Source organism: Nostoc sp. CMAA1605 (genome assembly GCF_021596505.1).
Taxonomy (GTDB): Bacteria; Cyanobacteriota; Cyanobacteriia; order Cyanobacteriales; family Nostocaceae; genus Trichormus.
On sequence record NZ_PJIZ01000003.1, the window covers coordinates 95,753 to 111,502 of the forward strand.

Genomic DNA, 15,750 nt, shown 5'->3' on the forward strand with positions numbered 1-15,750 from the left:
TACAAATTGGCATAAATAAAGAAAAGCCTCTGACTCAAGTGGAAACGCTGGAAACACCCATTGGGTTAGAATTCACTGCCAAGCCAGGAAATATCACTGTTCAAGGCGAACCTCTGTTAGATAGAGCTGACTTGCAAGTATCCTTTGATCAAACATTAGCTTTAGTCGGTGGCGATATATTTTTAGAAAATGCCGATTTGAGTATCTCAAAGTTTGGAGGACGAATAGAATTAGGCAGTTTATCATCAGCAGGTTTTGTAGGCTTAACATCTACGAAATTAGGCACTATTCTTAATTTTGATCAAGCACCTGATTTGGGTAATATTCAGATATCCTCAGCAACAAATATAAATTCTTTGGGTGCATTGCAAGTTGTAGGGAGAAATATTTTTATTAATGGCGGCACATTAAAAGCCCAGACTGATATAAATTTGCTGGCGACAGAAAACATCCAACTATCTCGTGACAGTTCTATTCACTCAGAAGTTTCTGGGAGCAATAGCGGCAATTTCAACGTCAATACGCAAAATTTGTTAATTCAAGATGGCTCTTATCTGGGCATAGATAAAGGTAACTTGACTATCAACGCATCAGGTAAAGTACAACTCAACAGCAACCCAGACACCACTGTACAGCGTTCTAGTCGGCTCTTTGCTACAGCTTCGGGAGACATTAACCAACAAGTAGGAAATATAACTATAAACACTCGCCATTTAGTAGTAGAAAATGGTTCGCAAATTATCACTAATTCTTCTGGAAGTGCGGCTCCTAGTTTATTAAGTTATGATCAGGCGATCGCCACAGTTGAAAGAAGTAATTTAACTATCAATGCTACTGAATCCGTCACTTTATCTGGAAGTACATTAAATGAAATAAATCCCAGTGGTTTGTTTACTAGAACTTTTGAAGGTGGAGATAGTGGAAATATCACCATTAACACTAAAGTCTTGTCCCTTACAGATGGCGCACAAATAACTGCCAATAATTTTAGTTCGGGTCAAGCTGGTAAACTGAGCATTAATGCTACAGATAAACTAGAAATTATTGGTACTTCACCCAGAGGCAAAATTCCTGCTGATTTCCTCAGTGGAGAAATTCTCATAGATGATCCCGCACCTGACACTTCTTTAGTATCTTTATCTTCTGCTCAAGGCGTGAGAATTCAAGATGCTCTACCTAGTGGTTTATTTACTAACGCGCCTGGAGCGGGAGACGCAGGCGATATTGATATCAAAACCCGAATTTTAGTCACCCAAGATGGTGGACAAATCAGTTCTAATAACTTTAATCAGGGATATGGTGGTGATGTAACCATCAATGCGTCTGAACAGGTGCAACTTTTGGGGACTTCCCCTAATGGGATATCTAGCGGTTTATTTACCAGAGCAAATCCCAAAACCAAGGCTGATGCTGGTAATTTGAATCTTTTCACTGGTAATTTATTAGTAAAAGATGGGGCGCAGGTAAGCGCAAGCACCTTTGGCGCAGGTAAAGGAGGAGTTTTAAATGTTGAAGTCACTGACGGAATAAAACTCATCGGTGTTTCGCGTCTCAATGTTCCTAGTGGTTTGTTTACTCAAGCTAATGCTGGTAGTACCGCAGATGCGGGAGAACTTACCGTCAGTACCTCTACTCTGTTGGTGCAAGACGGAGCGCAAATCAGCGCAAGCACATTTGGTGCAGGTAATGGTGGTAATTTGACGGTGAAAGCCACAGCAGGGATTGAATTAATTGGCACTTCTAAAAATGAAAATTTATTCCCTAGTGGTTTGTTTGCTATCACTGCCCGTAAAGCCACAGGGGATGCTGGTAATTTGATAGTAGATACTCCTAAATTGTTCGTGCGCGATGGAGCGCAAATTGCTGCTAGCACTAGCAGCGCAGGTAAAGGTGGTAATTTAACAGTCAATGTTCCCGATAGAGTGCAAATAATCGGGACGGCGGTAAATGGTGCGTTTCCTAGCGGTTTATTCGTTTCCGGTACTCCAGAGTCTAGCGGTGATGCTGGTAACTTGATTATCAAAACCGATGTATTGGAAGTTTTTCACGGTGCAGGGATAGCAGTACGGAATCGAGGAAGCGGTAGTGCAGGTAACTTATTTGTCAACACCCGTTCTATGGAGTTGAATAATCAAGCTTTCATCAGTGCTGATACTCGCGGTGTAAGTAATAATCCTAATCAACTACAGGCTAATATTAACCTGAGTTCTCCAGACCTCATATTATTGCGTGGTAATAGCACCATCACCACCAATGCCACAGGAAATAATGTGATTGGGGGTAATATTAACATTGATACCAAGTTGTTAGCCGCCTTTGAAAATAGTGATATCAGTGCAAATTCGGCAGATTTTCGGGGTGGTCGTGTGAAAGTCTCAGCGCAAGGTATTATCGGTACACAATTTCGTACCTCATTGACTCCAGAAAGTGATATTACCGCCACTGGGGCAACTCCAGATTTAAGCGGTACTGTAGAAATTAATACTCCAGAAGTAGACCCTAGTCGGGGTTTAACTGAATTGCCATCAAATCTAATTGATGTTTCTAATCAAATAGCACAGAAATGCCACGCTAGCGGAAGTAGAGCCAGACAAAACAATCAGTTTTTAATCACAGGTAAGGGTGGTATACCTACAAATCCCTACGATACACTCCAGAATGAGTCAGCGATCGCTAACTGGATTAATGTGGATAATATCAACAATACTGCTCAAAATCCCACTAATTACACTAAAATCACTAGTCAACCGGAAACGCCTATTATCGAAGCTCAAGCTTTAGTATCTGATAGTCATGGCAATCTCATTCTAACTGCCAACGCCCCCAATGTAACATCCCAAAAATCAGCATTTACGCACCCAGTTTGTAATAGTTAAACTTAGCTACATCAAATTACAAAATACTTAATAATTACCGTAAATATTTATTCTGAAATAATGAAATTATATGTCTGAGAAATATGGTGTACACGAATTATCCTAGACTTTTAAAGTAATTAAAAGTGAGCTTAGAGATGAATGACAGCAAAATTTTGTTGTCACTAATTTGATGTGTCGATTTTGGTTTGAAATCAAGTAATATAGGGATTTAATTAACAAAAATCAGCAGAGAAAATCAGATTTACTCATTATTAGCTCACTTTAGCAATAGGTGCAAGTATTTCACGTTTGCAACGTTAAAAACATGGGTAAAAGTAAGCGTATTGGCATTTTAACCAGTGGCGGAGATTGTTCTGGTTTAAATGCGGTAATTAGAGCCGTTGTTCACTGTGCTAGTGGTAAAGGTTGGGAAGTATTGGGAATCCGCCAAGCAACTTTAGGATTGATGGCGCGTCCACCGCAGGTAACTAAACTAGAAACTGAGCAAGTTGATCCGTTATTGACTTCTGGTGGCACAATGTTAGGTACTACCAATAAAGGCGATCCCTTTGCCTTTCCTATGACTGATGGTAGTATATGCGATCGCTCACCGGAAATTATTGCAGGCTATCATCAACTCGGTTTAGATGCGTTGATTGGTATAGGTGGTGACGGTAGTTTGGCGATTTTGCGTCACCTAGCACAACAAGGCAATATCAACTTAGTCGGTATTCCCAAAACCATAGATAATGATATCGGCATTACTGAACACGCCATTGGATTTGATACAGCAGTCAATATTGCCACAGAAGCATTAGATAGATTACATTTTACCGCCGCGTCTCACAGTCGAGTCATGATTTTAGAAGTCATGGGTCGTGATGCTGGACACATTGCTTTAGCTGCGGGAATTGCGGGTGGCGCAGATGTGATTTTAATCCCCGAAATTCTCTACAGTATGGATGACATTTGCCACCACATTAAACACCGTCAAGAAGAAGGCAAAAACTATTGTTTAATTATTGTGTCGGAAGCAGTACGCACTCAAGAAGGCGAAATTCGCACCTTAACCAATCGTTTAGGTCAATCCCGATATGGTGGTATTGGAGAATACCTAGCCGATCAAATTAGCGATCGCATCGGTGCAGAAACGCGAGTTACAGTTTTAGGACATATCCAACGCGGCGGTACAGCTTCACCCCTAGACAGATTAGTCGCCTCTGCTTTTGGTGTAGCCGCCGTCAATCTCATTGAGGAAGGTAAATATGATTACATGGTAGCTTGGCAAAATCGCCAAGTAATCACTGTACCCATTGCAGAAGCGATCGCTCAATATCGAGCAGTTAACCCAGAAGATACTCTAGTGAAAACTGCTCGTGGTTTAGGTATTTATTTAGGGGAGTAGGGACTCATCAATTCAAAATTCAAAATTCAAAATTGAAGAATGAGAGGGGAATGGGAAATCGGTAAAAAGTTATCTGTTCTCCTACTCTTTAATTGCGAATTGCGTTAGCGTAGCGGGACGTTAGTCCATTGCGAATTGCGAATTGGTATCACCTTTTGCCTTTTCTATTCTGATTCCAGAAAGATTTGCGTTACGTAAATTTTGCTACCATTGCTAGCTACACCCACCCCTGAAAGATTGAAGTTTCCCTCAATATTGGTTTTATGTCTGGGACTACTGAGCCATTTTTCTACAGCTAGAGTTGCAGAATTTCTCACATCAATGTCAGCAACATTTTCAGCTGCACCATTATGGGGAATTGCGATCGCGTCGAGTCGTTCTTCTACTCCGTTATGTCCAAACGTAACTTTTCCACTAGCCATATTTTGACTGTGGATTCTGGCTTGATTGTCTATCGCTGCATTACGGGTTAGGGGTGGTAGCTTTTGAGAAACCCGATATTGATTCACTTGCTGAAATACTGATGCTTCTATAGCTTCGGTGTCAATCTGAGATTGTGCTATCTGCTGAAACTGAACAATGGGACTAGCGGCGGAAAATGCGATCGCGCTATTTGAAATGAGAGTCCCAGAAACAACACTCAAAAGAGTGCTGCGGATGATACGAAGTTCCATAGTGTTGCGCTGAATGTGGGATACATTCTTGAGTATCCGCCTTTACCCTTTAAAGCACAATATCTATCTGTGCAAATACTTGGAACACCTGATTTTAATCACAACTTGACTCTGCGATCGCGCAAAAACCCTGGTTCTTTAATAAAACCAGGGTTCTGCATCAACTACAATACAGCCAATCTATTTACCCAACTAGCCTTTTACTATCTTGTCTTTTAAACCTTTGACAACGGAAGTCGCACCGAAAGCACCTATTGCTAACAAGCCTAACATCGCATTGGGTTCGGGAACGCTGCGGTTAGCTAGTCTGTAGGAATGGTTATCAGTTTCAAAAGCGATACCATTGGTACGCATCACAACACGATCAAATGTTTCCCCATTCTCACCAACTAAGTTGATAAACTTATTAGCGTCTTCGCTAGTCCAACTTCCGTTAGCTATAGCAGTTGGGAAATCTGAACCACTGAAAGTTTTCAGTTTCTGACCGCCACTATAAATGTCAATGAAGTTGTATTCATCTATTGAACCAGCATAGAAACCAAAGTAATCAATTGCTTCTTTGAAATCCAGAGTCACAGAACCAGTGCTACCTGCAACGTTAACACCTCCAACTTTACTACCCACAGGGGCAATTGTTAAATAGTGGCTGTTAGTATTGTATGGTGAAGCATAGTGACTAGATTTACTGCCAATAACAATGTTATCAGTGATATTGCTGTAAGTTACAAAGCCATTGGGGTCTTTAGCTGTACCATCATTAAAGTTGACAGTCTTAACATCAGAGTAAGTAGAGAATGGGCCAGCGTTTACTTTCAGAGTTACAGCACTAGCAGAATTGCTGCTCATCACTACAGCTGTCAAACCTAATAATGCAATAGATAATTTATTTAACATTTCAATGATTAGTCTTTCTAATGTGTGAGTAGAACTGGATCTAATCTAAGTTGTCGCCAACATAAACATGAACTGTATATATACGAAAAGTTTCTTGAAGATTAAATAAAGTAAATTGACTAAAATATTAGGAATCCGGTTAGCTTTATGAAATTATTTACTAAGTGAGTAGCTGATAAAGAACATCATCTATTTTAGGAACTAAATAAGTCTAAAATCCTTTAGAATTATGGCTCATGCCGTCTGTTTAACAAATTATCCCGACTAAAGATATTCATGATTTTCTACTTATTGGTATCAGTATATGACATATGTAAGTTATATCTTTACTCCTCGAACATATTCGATAAATACAATTAGAATATCTAATTAAATCTCTCTATTTATTTTGCAAAATACATCTAATAAAAATAATTAAATATACATTAAAAACAGTCCCGATAATAAATATTATCCAAATTAATTAATATTAGAAAATAATAGAGTTAATTTCGTATCAAGAAAAAACACACTCTTTATCTGACAACACTTTAGACCATCTTCACTGATATGAACTCATAGAGAATTTCCAGAATCATCTTTTGTATGACAGATCGTCATACTTGACCAAAAAACCATGTAGATATTGCGTAATTTTGGCTAACTTATCCATAAAATTACACAGGCATTTAATTAGTGAAAATTTGATTAAACTGACCTGAACGCAGAGACAATACTACAAAAATGAGGATAGAATCCCGTGCAGTGAGCAACCGTTTATACCAATTATGTTTGCCAATTCACACCCAGGTTTTATAACATCAATTCCTGTGACAAATGTAGAAATGACAGACATATAATTTTCACCGTGAATCTACGCACTAATTGATATAAACATTTCTCCAAAGCAGAATTTCTTTATTTATTTAGCCGCATCAAAAATGAAAAGTAAGTTTTTCCAGATTTCAGCTTCAGTTTTACTAGCTACCGGAATCGCAGGTGCAGTGGTAAATGCACCTGCAAACGCAGCAGTTTTGTGCAGTACCAGTAACGTTTCCCTTGGTGGAGTCAATTCTACAGCTTGTGCAGGAGCATTTGACGGTAATGACACTGGTGCAGGTGATCCTTTAAAAACTAAATTGAATGGTGGCTTATTTAAAGATTTTGTTGGTACTGGCGTAACTTGGGCGCAAGTAGCGAAATCTGATGAGGTAAATTCGTTATTTGACGCTGCTGAGGGTTCTACTCAGGGTAATTGGAATTTGACGAAAGCATTAACCAGCAAGACTTTTGTCGTGAGTTTTAAAGCCAGCAATAGTTACAGTGCTTATCTGTTTAAAGATTATGATTGGTCTAAAGGTCTGACTGGAATATTTAATACTATCGGTGTTTCAGTCAATGGGCAAGGAAAAGCACAAGCATTATCTCATGCTTCTCTCTTTGTTTCTGATATCAAAAATGCTCCCGATCCTCAAGCCGTTCCAGAACCAGCTACTTTGTTGGGGTTAGGTTTAGTTGCTAGCGGTATGGTAATTTCTCGCCGTCGTCAATCTCGCTAATTATAAGCTAGTAGTTTTGGCAAAATTCCAGTTTAAAAATCCTGGTTTTTAATAAGCCAGGATTTTTAATTGTTGACAGGTTTCGTAGTGTACCCCTGCGGGGAAGCAAGCTACGCGCAAGCGTCTCGTAGAGAGGACTTAAGTCTTAGTAAATAAGGACTAAAGTCCTTACTACAAACGGGTAAAATCAACTGCGGGAGATTTCATCCAGTAGAGTACCATCTGAGGCGACTAATTGAATTTGCAATGGCATTTGTCCGGCGGCGTGGGTGGAACAACTTAAGCAGGGGTCAAAAGCACGTATTCCAGCTTCGACACGATTTAGCATTCCTTCTGGGATTTCCGTACCTTGAATAAAATGTTTGGCAATTTGGGCGACTGTGCGATTCATCGCTAGATTATTTTGACCTGTAGCGATGATTAAATTGACCTTTTGCATCAGTCCGTTTTCATCAACTTGATAATGATGGAATAATGTCCCTCGCGGTGCTTCACTTACGCCAACACCTTCTAATTGATTGACACCAGCTTCCGCACGTAATCGATTTGATAATATATCTGGATGATCTAAAAAGATTTCGACGTATTCAATACAAGCAATAATTTCAATTAAACGGGCATAGTGATAGAAAAATGATGATGTGACAGCACCTTGTGCGAGTTGACGAAATATCTGTAATTCTTGATCTGCTAACGGTGTCCCAATAGAACTGCAAATATTTAAACGTGCTAGCGGCCCTACACGATACATTCCACTATCTAAACCGCTATGACTATTATTCTCTGGATATCCCAAGGGACGATAATAGGGTGATTTTAAGTAAGAATCTGGTTGAACAACTTCCCCAATAAACTCTTGATAGTTTGTGGGGTCAAGTTTATCAGCAATAATATTACCGTTACTATCAACAAAGCGAATATAGCCATCGTAGGTTTCCCATAAGCCATCAGGAGTTACTAAACCCATAAATAAACTAGGGAAATTACCGAAGGTTTGTACTTCTTTTTGATAGTCTTGCAAAAGGTTCTTGAATTTATCTAAAGCATTGAGAGTAGTTGCTTTAGCTTCGGGGATGCGTTGTTGAATGTGGGTGCGGGCTTCTGGTGTGAGGGGTTCTCTGACTCCTCCAGGAACAGCCCAAGCTGGGTGGATTTTTGCGCCTCCCAATAATTCAATAATTTCTTGACCAAATTGACGCAGGCGAATACCACCACGGGCTAATTCTGGTTCGGCGGCGATGAGTCCAAAAACATTGCGTTTAGCAGGGTCACTATCCATACCCAGCAATAAATCTGGGGCGGTAAGGTGAAAGAAACTCAAAGCATGGGATTGAATAATTTGCCCCCAATTCATCAACCGCCGGAGTTTAGCAGCGACGGGAGGTATAGTAACAGATAAAATGCGATCGCCTGCTTTAGCTGAAGCCAATAAGTGACTAACTGGACAAATACCACACACACGCGCCGTAATTCCTGGCATTTCCCATAAAGGACGACCTTCGCAAAACTTTTCAAATCCGCGAAACTCAGTCACATGAAACCGAGCATCGCTAACCTGTCCAGTATCATCTAAGAAAATACTAATTTTGGCGTGACCTTCAATCCGGGTAACGGGATCAATAACAATTCTTTTAGGCATAGGGATTGGGGATTGGGGACTGGGGATTGGGGATTGGGGACTGGGGATTGGGGACTGGGGACTGGGGATTGGGACTGGGGACTGGGGACTGGGGACTGGGGACTGGGGACTGGGGACTAGGACAAGGTAGACAAGGGAGTATTTATTTCTCTCTCATCACTCATTACTCATTACTCATCACTCATTACTCATTACTCATTACTCATTACTCATCACTCAGCACTCATCACTCAGCACTCCTAAAGATCATAAAGTCGAGCCTCTAAGGCTTCTGGGTATTCATCGCAGTAGTCTTCAAAAGCTGTTTTGTGAATCTTTTCGGCTTTTTGGTGAGCGATTTCTGATTGCAGTTCTTCTACGACATCCCAAGCGGCGGCGCACTCTTCAGAACGGACACCTTTCTGTTCACAAACGACGCGGGCTTTTGTAATTTCATCTTGTAATTGTTGTTCTAAAACTACTGTTCGGGGTAGTTCCAAAAAGTTACTGTTAGCCAAAATGTCAGTCAGGGAAATGATGCCCAATAACCCACCTTGAATCACGGGCGCTCTATGTAAATGATAATCAGCGAATAATCTGGCTACGTACTCTAAACCCAAATCTGGATTGATGGCGATACAAGGTTTAGTCATGACTTCGTAGACACGAACTTTACCAGGATCTTTACCATAAGCAATCACTTTATAAACAATATCGCTCTCGCTAATAATGCCGTAAGCGTCTTGTTCATGACGACGATCTACAATTAAAGCCCGCCAGTCCCTAGCGCGCATTAATTTCACAGCGTCGGCTACAGTAGCAGAACTGCGGATAGTCGCCACATCTTTTGTCATCACATCTGCTGCTTTTAACATAAATTACCTCGGTTGGGGGGATTGGGGACTGGGGATTGGGGACACTTCGGCAAGCTCAGTGCATCGCTGGGGACTGGGGATTGGGGACTGGGACAAGGGAGACAAGGGAGAAAATTCTATGCCCAATGCCCTATGCCCTATGCCCAATTACAATTACCCAAATTTAATTAAGTCGCGTCCTTCTAGATGTGGTTTTTCTCCGCGCAATAGTGGTTCTAGGGCGGCGCGGATGCGTGTAGCTGAGGGTGGACAACCAGGTAAATAAATATCTACTGGTACTATTGTGTGTACTGGTGTCACTTGATCTAGTAATGGGGGACAATGCCGGGTTCGTGGGGAATTTGCGGTTTTAGATCAACTGCTTGGATGTAAGAACGCTGTAAAACTGGTTCAGCACTACCCAAAGGGTTGCGTAAGGCGGTGACGTTACCGGTTACAGCACAATCACCAAAGGAAATTAATATTTGAGAACGTTCCCTGACGATCTGGATAGTTTCCAGGTGTTCTTCATTAGCGATCGCACCTTCGACTAATACCACATCCACATACTCTGGATATTTTTTAATATCTGCAAACGGACTAAACACTACATCTGCTTGGGCGGCTAAGTCAATCAGCCATTCGTCTAAATCCAAAAAGGACATATGACAACCAGAACATCCGCCTAACCATACTGTTGCTAATTTCAAACGAGACATAATTTTTGGGGATTGGGGATTGGGGATTGGGGACTGGGGATTGGGGATTGGGGATTGGGGATTGGGGATTGGGGATTGGGGACTGGGGATTGGGGATTGGGGATTGGGAGACAAGGTAGAATTTATTTCTCTCTTAGCACTCACTACTCAGCACTCACTACTCAGCACCCAGCACTCACTACTCATTACTCATTACTCATTACTCATTACTCATTACTCATTACTCAGCACTCATCACTCTCTGCCATTCTTGGAGGATAAAGTGGGGGACGTTGATGTCGATGGAGCGATCGCCAGGTTGAGGTATGCTCAAAACTAGGGGTTCTGTTGGTAATTTGGACAAGATGTCTTGAAAGTCATATTGACCAATAGTGGGGGCTGGTGCTTCTTCTAAGAAAACATCAGCAGCTTTGAAGACTTTGCCTGTAGCAGTGGTGATTTTTAAAGGTTGGGGATGAATCAGTTCAGCAGAACCGGGAAATCCTACCAGCCGTAAATTTAAAGTTTGTCCTTGACCTGGATAAACTTGTTTAAATAGAACAACTTGCCAAGTCTTTCCTAATTGATCAGCTAATCTTGTTTGTGAGCGATAGAGAGTTTCTGCTGATGCTGTTTCTCGTTTTTCAATAGACGCAATAACTGTTTCGGTATATAGACTTCCTAAACCAAAAAACATAATCATTGTGACTATCGCTAACAATAGCAGCCACCAAAAAATACTTTTGAAGGAAGTCGCAGACAAACACATCGAGAACGGAGAAACATTTTTCCGCCCCTGTTTCCTCCTATTCACTTTTCGACTCACTTTCGCCATCAGATTCACCTCCTAATTTCGGGAATAGGGATTGGGAATTGGGCATGGGGCATGGGGTATCGGGAATTAGAAATACTGTCTACCTTGTCTACCTTGTCCCAATCCCCAGTCCCCAGTCCCCAATCCCTATTCCCTAAAAATTCCATTGCTGCTTTTCTCGTGCGGTAACTAGGAAATCGAGTTTGGCGCGATCGCGTTTCATTTCGCCGACGCTAGAACCTTGATAAAATAGCGCGCCTGTGGGGCAAGCATTGACACATTTACCGCAAGAGGTGCAAGTTTGGGATGTTCCCCAAGGTTGGCTTAAGTCGGTAATGACGTGGGATTTTGTCCCTCTCCCTGCCATATCCCAAGTATGCGCGCCTTCAATCTCGTCACATACACGGATACAACGGGTGCAAAGAACACAACGATTATGGTCTATACCGTAGCGGTCATGAGATAAATCAACTTTGCGATCGGGGAAATGATAGTCTAAACGCACATGATCCATACCCATTTCAATCGCTAGGTCTTGTAATTCACAGTTGCCGTTAGCCACACATACTGAGCATATATGATTACCTTCAGCAAAGAGCATTTCTATAATCGTGCGACGATAACTTTGTAGGCGATCGCTATTAGTTACTACTTCCATACCTTCAGTAACTTTTGTCACACAAGCCGGAAGTAACTTATTCATCCCAGCGATTTCTACCAAACACAACCGACAAGCCCCCACATCCCCCACGCCTTCTAAATGACACAATGTAGGAATATGAACACCCGCTTCTTGCGCCGCTTGTAGTACCGTTTCCTCCTCACGCGCACTGACTAATTGACCATCAATTGTTAAAGTTTTTACAGTCACGTTGCATTACTCCGAATTTATAGTTACTGGGGGTTGGGGACTGGGGGTTGGGGACTGGGGACTAGGGATTGGGGACTGGGGACTGGGGATTGGGACAAGGTAGAATTTATTTCTCTCTTAGCACTCACTACTCAGCACTCACTACTCAGCACTCAGCACTCAGCACTCATCACTCACTACTCAGCACTCATCAACGCCAAATACTCATCATGAAAATAGCGCAAGGTACTAAATACGGGGTTGGGTGCAGACTGGCCTAAACCGCATAAACTGGTGTTTTTCACCATGTCACACAGTTCTTCTAGGAGTTGTAAATCAGCGCGTGATGCTTTCCCTTCGCTAATCTTGGTTAATAATCGATGTAACTGCACAGTCCCGACTCGGCAAGGAATGCACTTACCGCAGGATTCATCCATGCAAAATTCCATAAAGAAGCGGGCGACATCTACCATGTTGGTAGTTTGATCCATGACAATCATCCCGCCAGAACCCATCATTGAACCTAAGCTAGCTAAGGACTCATAATCTACAGGTGTATCAAAAGCGGAGGCGGGAATACATCCCCCAGAAGGGCCACCTGTTTGTACTGCTTTCGCTGTACCACCATCAGGAACACCACCACCCATTTTTTCTACTATTTCTCGGAGAGAAGTTCCCATTGGCACTTCGATTAGTCCTGTGTTGCGGATTTTGCCAGCGAGCGCAAATACTTTTGTACCTTTGCTTTTACCAGTACCGATACTAGCAAACCACTCAGCACCTTTACGGATAATAGGGGCAATATTTGCAAAGGTTTCTACGTTATTAATTAAGGTGGGATGTCCCCATAAACCAGATTCAGCCGGATAGGGGGGGCGGGGATGAGGGACACCGCGCTTACCTTCGATAGAAGCCATCAGAGCCGTTTCTTCACCGCAAACATAAGCTCCTGCACCGATGCGGATATCTATTTTAAAATCAAAGGGAGAATCAAAGATTTTACTCCCTAAAATACCTAAACGTTGGGCTTGATTAATGGCAGTTTGTAAGCGTTTGATGGCGGTGGGATATTCTGCCCGCACATAAATATAACCTTGACTTGCACCTACAGCATAGCCTGCGATCGCCATTCCCTCTAACACCCGATGGGGATCACTCTCCAACACACTCCTATCCATAAACGCACCAGGATCTCCCTCATCGGCGTTACAGATCACAAATTTGCGCTCACCTTTAGCTTTAGCCACCGTCGCCCATTTCAACCCTGTGGGATAACCAGCACCACCACGTCCCCGTAAACCACTGCGGCTAATGGTATCCACCACTTCAACCGATGTCAGATCCCGCAGCACATGATAAAGAGCCTGATAACCACCGGTGGCAATGTAAGATTGAATCCTTTCTGGATCTACTTTGCCACTGTTTTCTAAGACTATCGGCATCTGGGATGTAAAAAATGGTTGGTCTAGTTTTACTACCGATAGGTTAGACTCTTTACCTTTGAGAGTCTCTATAATGGCTGGTGCATCTTCAGGTGTCACCTTCTCATAGAGAATTTCTTGAGTCTCTACACCGACTCTTTCCACTTCTACTAAAGGCCCCTGACAGCACAAACGCATACAACCAACACCAGAAACTTGCACCTCTTGTTCCCAGCCTTCTGCTTTCACCACCGCCTCTAGTTGTTGTTTTACAGCTTGTGAGTTAGCAGAAAGACATCCAGCCGCCGTACAACAACGAATTTGTATTGCTTTAGCTTGAGAACGTTCTTGTCGAGATATTTCTAATAATTCATTTAGTTCCATGTTTTATACCAAATTCTTATATGCCACATACCCCTAATAACAATTCAAAATTTACCTTTTGCCTTTTGCCTTTTTCCTTTATGTTCTTCCCATCCACTCTTGTACACGTTCGGTTACAGATTCAGGGGTTTGATTCCCTAAAACTTTGTTATCAAACACTACTGCCGGTGCAATTCCACAAGCACCCAAACAGCGTGCTGTCATTAGTGATAACTGACCATCAGCAGTGGTTTCTCCAGCATGGATATGAGTTAACTGCTCTAGATTCGACAAAATTGCTGGTGCGCCTTTGACGTAACAAGCTGTACCCGTACACACCACACAACTATGAACGCCTTGTGGTGCTAAAGAAAACAGATGATAAAAAGTGGCTACACCATAGACTCGACTTGGCGGTAATTTTAGACTATGGGCGATATACAGCAATAAATCGTTCTCTAGGTAGCTAAAGAGTTCTTGCGCCTTGTGGAGAATTTCAATTAGTGCATCTTGTTGATATTGATGACGCTTAATCGTTGCGTCTAGCATCTTCAAGCGTTTATCTCCACTCGGATGAGTCTGATTTGGTGGTAATGTGGTTGTCATTTTGGGAGGATTGGGGACTGGGGACTGGGGATTAGGGACTGGGGATTGGGGACTGGGGACTGGGGACTGGGGGTATTCACTCTTAAAAACCCCCATACCCCTACACCCTCACACCCTTAAACCCCTATTACTTGGTTATTATGGGAATCTTCTGTTATGGTTTCTTGTTCCTTGGCTGGACAATGGACTATGTGAACTGAACAAGGTGCATGATGTAGCACGTAGTTACTGACACTACCTAGAAATAATTCTTTGATTCCGGCGAAACCTCTGTGTCCCATGACGATTAAATCAGCATTCCAGGTAGTCGCTAATTTACAAATAGTGCGTCCGGGACTACCCATGATTTGGGTAAATTCCGTAGGTACGTCTGCGGTGTTGGCTTTCGCACTGAAGGATTGCAGCATCTTCATACCTTCATTTTTAAAGCGATCCCATTGTTTTTGATAGATTTCAAAGCTTTGACCGCTTAATCCTGGATAGTAGTCATAAGTGGATACCATCGGAATGTGAGGACTACCATCTTCTTCTGAAGATAAGACGTGTACTAACAATAATTTACCTTGTGTGGCTGTTGCTAAAGCTAATGCTTGCTCAAAAACCTGTTGTCCCATTTCTGAGCGATCCAATGCGACTAAAATATTTTTCAGCATATAGACCTCTGCAAGTAATTTGAATAATAAGGTGTTGGATTGTCAAATTGAGTTTTTATGTTTAGCTGTAGAAAAATAAACAGGACGAGTCTTTTAGTTCTTACCTCCCTCACACTATATGTTTATAGGACAAGAATTTGAGGAAGTTGTGAAGAAGGAAGTAGTAGGGAGTGCTGAGTGCTGAGTGCTGAGTAGGGAGTGCTGAGTGCTGAGTGCTGAGTAAGGAGTGCTGAGTAAGGAGTGCTGAGTGCTGAGTAAGGAGTGCTGGGTTGAGAAATATTCTATGTCTACCTTGTCTACCTTGTCCCCAGTCCCCAATCCCCAATCCCCAGTTCCTCAGCACCCATTACTCAGCACTTTTAACATCTGGCTTAAGTCATAATTTTTGACTGAGCGTAGGTCTTACTAAAGGTTGATAAATATTGATATTTGTAAAAAGTTATTAATAATAGATGGAGATACCATCTAAGATACTTTTACATTACTCACATTAATAGCTTATTT

General features: G+C 42.0%; 18 protein-coding genes and 1 pseudogene. 7 read left to right on the forward strand and 12 right to left on the reverse strand.

Annotation, left to right across the window (positions count from 1 at the left end; all coding sequences use genetic code 11):
* Positions 1–38 precede the first annotated feature (38 nt).
* Positions 39–2,876 carry a beta strand repeat-containing protein gene (locus CV014_RS02135; RefSeq protein WP_236140516.1) on the forward strand — a complete coding sequence of 946 codons (2,838 nt, stop codon included), beginning with the start codon at positions 39–41 and terminating at the stop codon, positions 2,874–2,876.
* Positions 2,877–3,183: 307 nt separating this feature from the next.
* Positions 3,184–4,263: an ATP-dependent 6-phosphofructokinase gene (locus CV014_RS02140; RefSeq protein ID WP_236140517.1), complete on the forward strand. Its 1,080-nt coding sequence runs from the start codon at positions 3,184–3,186 to the stop codon at positions 4,261–4,263.
* 164 nt (positions 4,264–4,427) lie between these two features.
* Here CV014_RS02140 and CV014_RS02145 read toward each other — a convergent pair whose 3' ends face one another.
* Both CV014_RS02145 and CV014_RS02150 read right to left on the reverse strand, forming a co-directional pair.
* On the reverse strand, positions 4,428–4,937 hold the full coding sequence (locus CV014_RS02145; RefSeq protein WP_236140518.1) for a CAP domain-containing protein: 510 nt from the start codon (positions 4,935–4,937) through the stop codon (positions 4,428–4,430).
* Positions 4,938–5,129: 192 nt separating this feature from the next.
* The gene (locus tag CV014_RS02150) at positions 5,130–5,831 is read right to left on the reverse strand and encodes an Npun_F0296 family exosortase-dependent surface protein (protein ID WP_236140519.1); all 702 of its coding nucleotides are present in this window, start codon (positions 5,829–5,831) and stop codon (positions 5,130–5,132) included.
* A 920-nt stretch (positions 5,832–6,751) separates the two neighbouring features.
* Here CV014_RS02150 and CV014_RS02155 point away from each other — a divergent pair.
* Positions 6,752–7,369 (forward strand): PEP-CTERM sorting domain-containing protein, encoded by a 618-nt coding sequence (locus CV014_RS02155; protein WP_236140520.1) that lies wholly within the window; start codon positions 6,752–6,754, stop codon positions 7,367–7,369.
* Between the two features lie 187 nt (positions 7,370–7,556).
* On the opposite strand, the gene CV014_RS02160 is transcribed toward CV014_RS02155, so the two are convergent.
* Positions 7,557–9,008: a Ni/Fe hydrogenase subunit alpha gene (locus CV014_RS02160; RefSeq protein WP_236140521.1), complete on the reverse strand. Its 1,452-nt coding sequence runs from the start codon at positions 9,006–9,008 to the stop codon at positions 7,557–7,559.
* A gap of 74 nt (positions 9,009–9,082) precedes the next feature.
* Between CV014_RS02160 and CV014_RS02165 the strand changes: the two genes are divergently transcribed.
* Positions 9,083–9,274: a hypothetical protein gene (locus tag CV014_RS02165; RefSeq protein ID WP_442946878.1), complete on the forward strand. Its 192-nt coding sequence runs from the start codon at positions 9,083–9,085 to the stop codon at positions 9,272–9,274.
* On the opposite strand, the gene CV014_RS02170 is transcribed toward CV014_RS02165, so the two are convergent.
* On the reverse strand, positions 9,248–9,862 hold the full coding sequence (locus tag CV014_RS02170; RefSeq protein WP_103137195.1) for a CP12 domain-containing protein: 615 nt from the start codon (positions 9,860–9,862) through the stop codon (positions 9,248–9,250). The genes CV014_RS02165 and CV014_RS02170 overlap by 27 nt on opposite strands.
* Positions 9,863–9,883: 21 nt before the next feature.
* On the opposite strand from CV014_RS02170, the gene CV014_RS02175 reads away from it, so the two are divergent.
* Positions 9,884–10,033: a hypothetical protein gene (locus tag CV014_RS02175; protein ID WP_236140523.1), complete on the forward strand. Its 150-nt coding sequence runs from the start codon at positions 9,884–9,886 to the stop codon at positions 10,031–10,033.
* On the opposite strand, the pseudogene CV014_RS02180 reads toward CV014_RS02175, so the two are convergent.
* A pseudogene (locus tag CV014_RS02180) lies at positions 10,016–10,560 on the reverse strand (oxidoreductase). The gene CV014_RS02175 and the pseudogene CV014_RS02180 sit on opposite strands and share 18 nt — an antisense overlap.
* A gap of 54 nt (positions 10,561–10,614) precedes the next feature.
* Between CV014_RS02180 and CV014_RS02185 the strand changes: the two are divergent.
* Positions 10,615–10,821, forward strand: a complete 207-nt coding sequence (locus CV014_RS02185; RefSeq protein WP_236140524.1) for a hypothetical protein — start codon at positions 10,615–10,617, stop codon at positions 10,819–10,821.
* Here CV014_RS02185 and CV014_RS02190 read toward each other — a convergent pair.
* The 3 genes from CV014_RS02190 to hoxU all read right to left on the reverse strand — a co-directional run bounded on the left by CV014_RS02190 (position 10,781) and on the right by hoxU (position 12,224).
* A complete protein-coding gene (locus CV014_RS02190; protein WP_329608313.1) occupies positions 10,781–11,242 on the reverse strand; it encodes a DUF3122 domain-containing protein in 462 nt (153 codons plus the stop codon). The two genes, CV014_RS02185 and CV014_RS02190, sit on opposite strands and share 41 nt — an antisense overlap.
* Positions 11,243–11,379: 137 nt before the next feature.
* Positions 11,380–11,520 carry a hypothetical protein gene (locus CV014_RS02195; RefSeq protein WP_236140526.1) on the reverse strand — a complete coding sequence of 47 codons (141 nt, stop codon included), beginning with the start codon at positions 11,518–11,520 and terminating at the stop codon, positions 11,380–11,382.
* The gene (gene hoxU / locus CV014_RS02200; protein ID WP_236140527.1) at positions 11,508–12,224 is read right to left on the reverse strand and encodes a bidirectional hydrogenase complex protein HoxU; all 717 of its coding nucleotides are present in this window, start codon (positions 12,222–12,224) and stop codon (positions 11,508–11,510) included. Before hoxU ends, CV014_RS02195 begins: the two co-directional genes overlap by 13 nt.
* 33 nt (positions 12,225–12,257) lie before the next feature.
* On the opposite strand from hoxU, the gene CV014_RS02205 reads away from it, so the two are divergent.
* A complete protein-coding gene (locus tag CV014_RS02205) occupies positions 12,258–12,437 on the forward strand; it encodes a hypothetical protein (RefSeq protein WP_236140528.1) in 180 nt (59 codons plus the stop codon).
* Here the strand turns inward: CV014_RS02205 and nuoF are convergent.
* The 4 genes from nuoF to CV014_RS02225 form a co-directional block, all read right to left on the reverse strand.
* Positions 12,401–14,008, reverse strand: a complete 1,608-nt coding sequence (nuoF, locus tag CV014_RS02210; RefSeq protein ID WP_236140529.1) for an NADH-quinone oxidoreductase subunit NuoF — start codon at positions 14,006–14,008, stop codon at positions 12,401–12,403. The genes CV014_RS02205 and nuoF overlap by 37 nt on opposite strands.
* Before the next feature lie 78 nt (positions 14,009–14,086).
* Complete coding sequence (gene hoxE / locus CV014_RS02215; protein ID WP_236140554.1) at positions 14,087–14,593, reverse strand: bidirectional hydrogenase complex protein HoxE; 507 nt, start codon at positions 14,591–14,593, stop codon at positions 14,087–14,089.
* 116 nt (positions 14,594–14,709) lie between these two features.
* A complete protein-coding gene (locus CV014_RS02220; protein WP_236140530.1) occupies positions 14,710–15,246 on the reverse strand; it encodes a universal stress protein in 537 nt (178 codons plus the stop codon).
* Between the two features lie 114 nt (positions 15,247–15,360).
* Entirely contained in the window at positions 15,361–15,564 is a 204-nt protein-coding gene (locus CV014_RS02225; RefSeq protein WP_236140531.1) for a hypothetical protein, read from the reverse strand.
* Positions 15,565–15,750: the final 186 nt, after the last annotated feature.

Excerpts from the sequence above, each read along its gene's own strand:
- CV014_RS02140 (WP_236140517.1), top strand. The coding sequence starts at position 3,184 with ATGGGTAAAAGTAAGCGTATTGGCATTTTAACCAGTGGCGGAGATTGT.
- CV014_RS02145 (WP_236140518.1), bottom strand. The coding sequence starts at position 4,937 with ATGGAACTTCGTATCATCCGCAGCACTCTTTTGAGTGTTGTTTCTGGG.
- CV014_RS02150 (WP_236140519.1), bottom strand. The coding sequence starts at position 5,831 with ATGTTAAATAAATTATCTATTGCATTATTAGGTTTGACAGCTGTAGTG.
- CV014_RS02155 (WP_236140520.1), top strand. The coding sequence starts at position 6,752 with ATGAAAAGTAAGTTTTTCCAGATTTCAGCTTCAGTTTTACTAGCTACC.
- CV014_RS02160 (WP_236140521.1), bottom strand. The coding sequence starts at position 9,008 with ATGCCTAAAAGAATTGTTATTGATCCCGTTACCCGGATTGAAGGTCAC.
- CV014_RS02170 (WP_103137195.1), bottom strand. The coding sequence starts at position 9,862 with ATGTTAAAAGCAGCAGATGTGATGACAAAAGATGTGGCGACTATCCGC.
- CV014_RS02190 (WP_329608313.1), bottom strand. The coding sequence starts at position 11,242 with ATGATTATGTTTTTTGGTTTAGGAAGTCTATATACCGAAACAGTTATT.
- CV014_RS02195 (WP_236140526.1), bottom strand. The coding sequence starts at position 11,520 with ATGGAATTTTTAGGGAATAGGGATTGGGGACTGGGGACTGGGGATTGG.
- nuoF (WP_236140529.1), bottom strand. The coding sequence starts at position 14,008 with ATGGAACTAAATGAATTATTAGAAATATCTCGACAAGAACGTTCTCAA.
- hoxE (WP_236140554.1), bottom strand. The coding sequence starts at position 14,593 with ATGACAACCACATTACCACCAAATCAGACTCATCCGAGTGGAGATAAA.
- CV014_RS02220 (WP_236140530.1), bottom strand. The coding sequence starts at position 15,246 with ATGCTGAAAAATATTTTAGTCGCATTGGATCGCTCAGAAATGGGACAA.